Here is a 6,360-nt window from a genome sequence, read left to right as displayed (position 1 = left end):
GGGCTGGACGACCGGCCCTGGTACGACGCTCGCCGCCTCGACATCGACCTGCTGCTGTGGCGACTGCGCGAGCATCCGGACCTGGCGGCGTTCGTCGACCGCGCGATCGGGCCCCTGCGGGCCCATGACGCGACGTCACGCCCTCCGCTGCTCCCCACCCTGGAGACGTATCTGGCCCACGCGGGCCGCAAGGCCGAGACGGCGCGGGAACTGCACCTGAACCGGCAGACCCTCTACAACCGGCTGGCCCGGATCGGGGAACTGCTCGGCACCGACCTGGAGGACCCGGAGACGGTCCTCGCCCTCAGCCTGGCGCTACGGGCCCGCCGCCACACCCGCTGACCGGGAGGGGCTCGGACGCTACGAGCCGGTGAGCGCCAACTCGTCGTAGACGCTGAGGACCTGCGCGACCGTCTCGTCCTCCGTCGGCCAAGTCCCCGCCTGTGCCCGGCCCGCCTGCGTGAGCCACGCCCGGCGCGCCGGGTCGGACAGCAGGCGGGTCACGGCGGCCGACAGGGCGACAGGGTCGCCGTAAGAGACCAACTCGGCGGCGTCCCCGACCAGTTCCGGCACCCCGCCGACCGCCGTGGCGACCAGCGGCACGCCCAGCCTCAGTGCCTCCTGCGCGAGCAGGGAACGGGCCTCCCAGCGGGAGGGCAGTACCGCCACGTCCGCCGCGGCCAGCAGCGCGGGAACGTCGTCGTGCCGGCCCAGCAGCCGGACCCGCAACTCCTCGGCCGTGATCCGGCGCTGGAGCGCTGCCCGCTCCGGCCCTTCCCCCGCGATCAGCAGGAGCGGCGCGGGGTCCAGGGCGCTCCAGGACCCGGCGGCGTCGAGCAGCGTGCCGTAGCCGCGGTGCCGCTCGAGGCTGCCTACGGCGACGAGTAACGGGTGGCCCACGACGCCCAGTTCGGCGCGGAGCTTCGCGTCAGGAGCGGACGGGACCTGCGGGGCGGGCGTCGCCACCGGGGCGAGCCTGGCATCGCGGGCGCCGCAGGCACGGGCCCGGTCGACCAGCTCCGAGCAGGTACCGAGGACAACCGCGGCCGCGCGTACGGCCCTTCGTTCGAGCAGCCGCAGGACCGCTGCCCTCGCGCCCTCGGCCTGGGCCGTCGTGTGCCAGGTGACGACGAGCGGGATGCGGGAGCGCTGCGCGCCGAGGGCGAGCGAGGCGCGCACGGCGGCGTGGAGCCCGTGCGCATGCACCACGTCCGCGTCGGCGCACGCCGCGCGCAGTGCGCCGATGGCCTGAGGGTCGCTCCGGCGCGGGACCGGCGCGAAGTGCGCGCCGGCGCCCCGGAAGTCGTAGACGTCGTCGATGCGGGCGGGGGCGCACACCGTCACCCGCACGCCCCGTGCCACCAGCCCCGCGGCCAGCGACCTGACGTGCGCGCTGCTGCCCGCACTGCCGCCGCCCAGCACTTGGACCGTACGCAGCTGTGTCACCCGCCAAGGATGCCAGTCCGTACGGACGTTCCGGCACCGTCCGGGTGTCGTGCCGGTGTACGTACGCGGCTCCGGCGGACCGGGATCACTCACATGGGTGAGCCGGCGAGGCGGCTGACCTCGGGCGAGTGTCCGGCCGGCGCCGCCCGTGCCCCTCGGCTACCCCCTCGAGACCGACTTGAAGCACGGACCCGGCGCGCCCGCCCCCGGCGAAAGCCCCCGGGGGCGCGCGATCCTAACCGTCGGCGCGTGCCGTGGCCAGCAGCTCCTCCGCGTGGGCACGGGCCGTCTCCGAGTCCTCCTGGCCCGCCAGCATCCGCGACAGCTCCCGTACCCGGTCCTCGCCCTCGAGGACGGTGACGCCGCTCCGTGTGACCGTGCCGTCGTTGGTCTTCTCGACCAGCAGTTGGCGGTCCGCGAACGCCGCCACCTGCGGCAGGTGCGTCACCACCACCACCTGCGCCGACTTCGCCAGCTTGGCGAGCCGGCGCCCGATCTCGACCGCGGCCTTGCCGCCGACCCCCGCGTCGACCTCGTCGAAGAGGTACGTCGGCACGGGATCGGTCCCGGCGAAGACCACTTCCACGGCGAGCATCACCCGGGACAGCTCACCGCCCGAAGCGCCCTTGGCGATGGGGCGCGGCGGGGCGCCGGGGTGCGGGGCCAGGAGCAGTTCGACCTCGTCGACGCCGGAGGGCCCGTACACCACGCAGCGGCCGCCGACCTCGACTCCGGAGGCCTCGTCGGCGGACTCCGTCTGCCGGACGGCGAACGACACCCGCGCGTGCGGCATCGCGAGCGAGGCGAGTTCCTCCGTCACGGCCTCGGCGAAACGCGCGGCGGCCTCCGTGCGGGCGTCGGTCAACGCCTGGGCGAGGCCGGACAGCTCGGCGCGCAGCGCGTCCCGTTCGGCCGTCAGCTCGCCGATGCGGTCGTCGTCGCTGTCGAGCTCGGTGAGCCTGACCGCGCCCTCCTCCGCCCAGGCGAGCACGGCGGTGATGTCCTCGCCGTACTTGCGGGTCAGCTGCGTCAGTGCCGCCCGGCGCTCCTCTACCGCGGCAAGCCGCAGCGGGTCGGCGTCCAGGTTGTCGGCGTACCCGGCGAGCTCTCCGGCCACGTCGCCGAGGAGGATGGAGATCTCCCCGATCCGGTCGGCGAGCGCCGCCAGCGCCGGATCGTGGGACCGTACGGCATCCAGCGCCCGTCCCGCGCCCGCGACCAGGGTCGTGGCGTCGACGACCTCCGGGTCCTCCGGGTTGCCCGCGAGACCCGCGTGCGCGACCGAGGCGGCGGACGCGAGGGCTTCCGCGTGGCCGAGCCGCTCCGCCTCCGCCGCGAGTTCGACGTCCTCACCGGCGCGGGGTTCCACGGCGGCGATCTCGTTCAGGCCGAAGCGCAGCAGGTCCGCCTCCTGGGCCCGCTCGCGTGCCCGTGTGGTCAGCTCCTCGAGCTCCGTGCTGACGGCGCGCAGCCGCCGGTAGGCGGCCGCGTACTTGGCGTGCGGGACGGCGACGGCGTCACCCGCGTACCTGTCCAGCGCCTCACGCTGTCTGGCGGGCCGCAGCAGGCCCTGCTGGTCCGTCTGGCCGTGCACGGCCACGAGCTCGTCGGCGAGCTCGGACAGCATGCCCACCGGCACGGAGCGCCCGCCGAGATGCGCCCGTGAGCGCCCCTCGGCAGAAACGGTCCGGCTGACCAGCAGCGTGCCGTCGTCGAGCTCGGCGCCCGCCTCCTCCGCGCGCAGCGCGGCCGGGGCGTCGGCGGAGACCCTGATCCGGCCCTCCACGACGGCCGACTTCGCACCGATCCGCACCAGAGCCGGATCGGCCCGCCCGCCGAGCAGCAGCCCAAGGCTGGTGACGACCATGGTCTTGCCGGCGCCCGTCTCGCCGGTCACCGCTGTGAATCCGGGCGACAGCTCGACAACAGCGTCGTCGATGACCCCGAGTGACCGTATCCGCATCTCCTCCAACACGGACACGACCATACGAGGTCCGGCCCCCGGTGTGCGACGGACCCCGGCGTCCGATTCACTCTCCCGGGCAATACCGGAGCCCGGGAAGGCGGGACGGCGACCGCCGCGACCCGTCACCGTCCGTGCCGGGACAGGCGGGACCGGGCCCGGGTGCCCGGGCGCGAGCACCCTCCGGTCCGGTCCCGTGGCGCCCGCAGGACGCCGTCCCGCGCGACGCGCCCTACTGGGGCGCCCCGCGCCAGCCGGAGACCGGCAGGGCGAACTTCGCCACCAGCCGGTCCGTGAACGACGCGTGGTGCAGCCGGGCGAGCCGCACGGGCACGGCACCCCGCCGGACCTCCACACGCGCCGCGTGCGGCAGTTCGACGGTCCGGCGCCCGTCGCACCACAGCACACCGTGCGGGGTGTGCGGCTGGACCTCGACCGCCAGCACCGACGTCGGCGACGTCACGAGAGGCTTCGCGAACAGCGCGTGCGCGCTGATCGGCACCATCAGCAGCGCTTCCACCTCGGGCCAGACCACCGGCCCGCCGGCCGAGAAGGCATACGCCGTCGAACCGGTCGGCGTCGCGCACACGATGCCGTCGCAGCCGAACCCGGTGGCCGGCCGGCCGTCGATCTCCAGGACGACCTCGAGCATCCGCTCCGGCGACACCTTCTGCACGGCCGCCTCGTTCAGCGCCCAGTCGCGGTGCACCACGTCGCCGTTGGAACGCACGATCACATCGATGGTCATCCGCTCCTCGACCTCGTAGGCGCGGGTCACGACCCGGTCGACGACCTTGTCGAGGTCGTCGCGCTCCGCCTCCGCGAGGAAGCCGACCCGCCCCAGGTTGACGCCGAGCATCGGCACCCCGGAGGCACGGGCGAACTCGGCGCCCCGCAGCAGCGTCCCGTCGCCGCCGAGGACGATCAGCAGCTCACAGCCGTCGAGGACCTCCGGCGTCGCGTCGACGACGGTCTCGACCGAGGCGGGCAGCGGCAGGTCGACCGCCTCCGCCGCCAGTACGCGTACGCCGATGCCGCAGCGCAGCAGACCCTGTACGACGAGCTCGGCGCTGCGGATCGCCGCGGGCCGTCCCGTGTGGGCGAGCAGAAAAACAGTACGTCTCGAAGTGTTGCCGTTGGTGCCCGGTGTCGTTCCTGATGTCGTGGTCAACGAGGTCCCTCCGCCACTGCGCGGTCGACGTCCGCAGGATCCAGCTCGGGCGCCCCGGCCCTGAGCCACAGAAAGTATTCGACGTTGCCCGAGGGTCCCGGTAGAGGGCTGGCAGTGACGCCCCGCACGCCGAGACCGAGCTCCGCCGCCCGGCGCGCGACGGCGCGTACGGCGTCGGCCCGCAGTTCGGGACTGCGCACCACTCCCCCGCTGCCGAGGCGTTCCTTGCCGACCTCGAACTGCGGCTTGACCATGAGCACGAGATCCGCGTCGGGCGCGCTGCACCGCGCGAGAGCGGGCAGCACGAGCCCGAGCGGAATGAAGGACAGATCGCCCACCACAAGGTCCACCGGCTCTCCGTCGATCGTCTCCAACGTCATTTCTCGCACGTTGGTACGGTCCTTGACGGTGACGCGTTCATCGCTCTGCAGGGACCAGGCGAGCTGTCCGTAACCGACGTCGACGGCGACGACGTGCCGGACGCCCGAGCGCAGCAGCACATCGGTGAAGCCGCCGGTCGACGCCCCGGCGTCGAGGGCCCTGCGGCCCTCGACCTTCAGACCGAGCGGTACGAAGGCGGCGAGCGCGCCCGCGAGCTTGTGTCCGCCGCGCGACACGTAGTCGGGGTCGCTGTCGTCGGCGGCGACGACGATGGCCGCACTCGTCTCCACCTGGGTGGCGGGCTTGGTGGCCGTGTTCCGGCCGACGGTCACCCGCCCCGCGGCGATCAGCTGGCTCGCGTGCTCGCGCGAGCGCGCGAGTTTCCGGCGTACCAGCTCTGCGTCGAGACGGCGGCGGGCCACTCCTGCCACGTGCGGTTCAGCTCCTGTGGTTGTGCGGTTCCGGCTGGGGTCCCGGGCGGGTGTCGAGCGCGGTCAGCGCGTCCCTGAGCCCCCGGTGTACATCCTCGTACACCTCGAGGTGTCCGTCCGCAGCGAGGTGGTCGACATCGCCCAGCCGCTCCAGCAGCGCGTCGACACCGGCGTCGCCGGTGGGCACGCGCTGCACACCCAGCGGCGCGGGGGCCGCCGGGTCGTACGCCTCCGCCGCCGGCACGCCGCCGTCGGGCTCCTGCGGACCGGGGGCGGGCATCGAGTCGCTCATGCCCAGACGCTACCGCGAAGCCCTGCGGTAACGTCGCCGCCGATGGCCACCACGCAGGAGTGCCGCGGCGCACTCGACAGACTCTCCGACAACCTGGCGACAGCGAACGGCGACGTACGGACCGCCGCCGCCCTCGACCGTTCCCTCAGCTGCCACATCACGGACCTGGACGTCACGTTCACCGGCCGGCTGGCGAACGGCCGGATCATGGTGACGGACACCGCACAGGGACCGCCACGCGAGAAGGCCCAGATCCGCCTCGCGATGACGGGCGACGACCTGGTGTCGATGGTGGACGGCTCGCTGAACTTCGCGAAGGCGTGGGCGTCGGGGCGGGTCCGCCTGGAGGCGAGCTTCCGCGACCTGCTGCGCCTGCGCACGCTCCTCTAGCCGCGGCGCGTTTCCCCACCCCGCGCCTTCCCGCTGTATCGATGTGCGGCTCCGCCGCGTGGCGGGGCAAGCCCCGGACCCCGTGCCGCCCTGCGGGCGCGTACCGCGCTTCGCGGGGTGCCCTCAAACTGCCCCTACGGCCTGGCGGCCGTGCGAGGTGCCCCCAGGGGGCTGGATTTCGCTCTGCGAAATCAGCCCGCCGGCGGCGGGGCAACTTCAGCCTCGCCGGCGTTTGAGGCGCGGGGGTCCGGTGGGGGTCCCCCACGCCGCCAGGCGTAGGGGGAAG

7 protein-coding genes are annotated in these 6,360 nt (G+C 74.0%); 2 read left to right on the top strand and 5 right to left on the bottom strand.

Annotated features, from left to right (window positions below; genetic code table 11):
• Nucleotides 1–342 (top strand): PucR family transcriptional regulator (locus ACWGH4_RS28700; protein ID WP_453466045.1); only part of this gene is annotated, 342 nt, incomplete at its 5' end.
• Between the two features lie 18 nt (nucleotides 343–360).
• Here the strand turns inward: ACWGH4_RS28700 and ACWGH4_RS28695 are convergent.
• The 5 genes from ACWGH4_RS28695 to ACWGH4_RS28675 all read right to left on the bottom strand — a co-directional run bounded on the left by ACWGH4_RS28695 (nucleotide 361) and on the right by ACWGH4_RS28675 (nucleotide 5,684).
• Nucleotides 361–1,446, bottom strand: coding sequence for a glycosyltransferase family 4 protein (locus ACWGH4_RS28695; protein ID WP_453466043.1), 1,086 nt, complete (start codon nucleotides 1,444–1,446; stop codon nucleotides 361–363).
• Between the two features lie 235 nt (nucleotides 1,447–1,681).
• Nucleotides 1,682–3,427, bottom strand: a complete 1,746-nt coding sequence (recN, locus tag ACWGH4_RS28690) for a DNA repair protein RecN (RefSeq protein WP_453466041.1) — start codon at nucleotides 3,425–3,427, stop codon at nucleotides 1,682–1,684.
• A gap of 214 nt (nucleotides 3,428–3,641) precedes the next feature.
• The gene (locus ACWGH4_RS28685; protein WP_441266586.1) at nucleotides 3,642–4,580 is read right to left on the bottom strand and encodes an NAD kinase; all 939 of its coding nucleotides are present in this window, start codon (nucleotides 4,578–4,580) and stop codon (nucleotides 3,642–3,644) included.
• Nucleotides 4,577–5,392, bottom strand: coding sequence for a TlyA family RNA methyltransferase (locus ACWGH4_RS28680; RefSeq protein WP_453466039.1), 816 nt, complete (start codon nucleotides 5,390–5,392; stop codon nucleotides 4,577–4,579). The genes ACWGH4_RS28685 and ACWGH4_RS28680 overlap by 4 nt, the downstream gene beginning before the upstream one ends.
• Before the next feature lie 7 nt (nucleotides 5,393–5,399).
• The gene (locus tag ACWGH4_RS28675) at nucleotides 5,400–5,684 is read right to left on the bottom strand and encodes a hypothetical protein (protein ID WP_307705666.1); all 285 of its coding nucleotides are present in this window, start codon (nucleotides 5,682–5,684) and stop codon (nucleotides 5,400–5,402) included.
• Nucleotides 5,685–5,726: 42 nt separating this feature from the next.
• Between ACWGH4_RS28675 and ACWGH4_RS28670 the strand changes: the two genes are divergently transcribed.
• Nucleotides 5,727–6,074, top strand: coding sequence for an SCP2 sterol-binding domain-containing protein (locus tag ACWGH4_RS28670; RefSeq protein ID WP_453466037.1), 348 nt, complete (start codon nucleotides 5,727–5,729; stop codon nucleotides 6,072–6,074).
• Nucleotides 6,075–6,360: the final 286 nt, after the last annotated feature.

Source organism: Streptomyces sp. NPDC054847, from assembly GCF_053610925.1.
This window is presented reverse-complemented; position numbering and strand designations above follow the sequence as displayed.

Bases quoted from the DNA above. Each gene is read 5' to 3' on its own strand.
- ACWGH4_RS28675 (WP_307705666.1), bottom strand. From the start codon at position 5,684: ATGAGCGACTCGATGCCCGCCCCCGGTCCGCAGGAGCCCGACGGCGGC.
- ACWGH4_RS28670 (WP_453466037.1), top strand. From the start codon at position 5,727: ATGGCCACCACGCAGGAGTGCCGCGGCGCACTCGACAGACTCTCCGAC.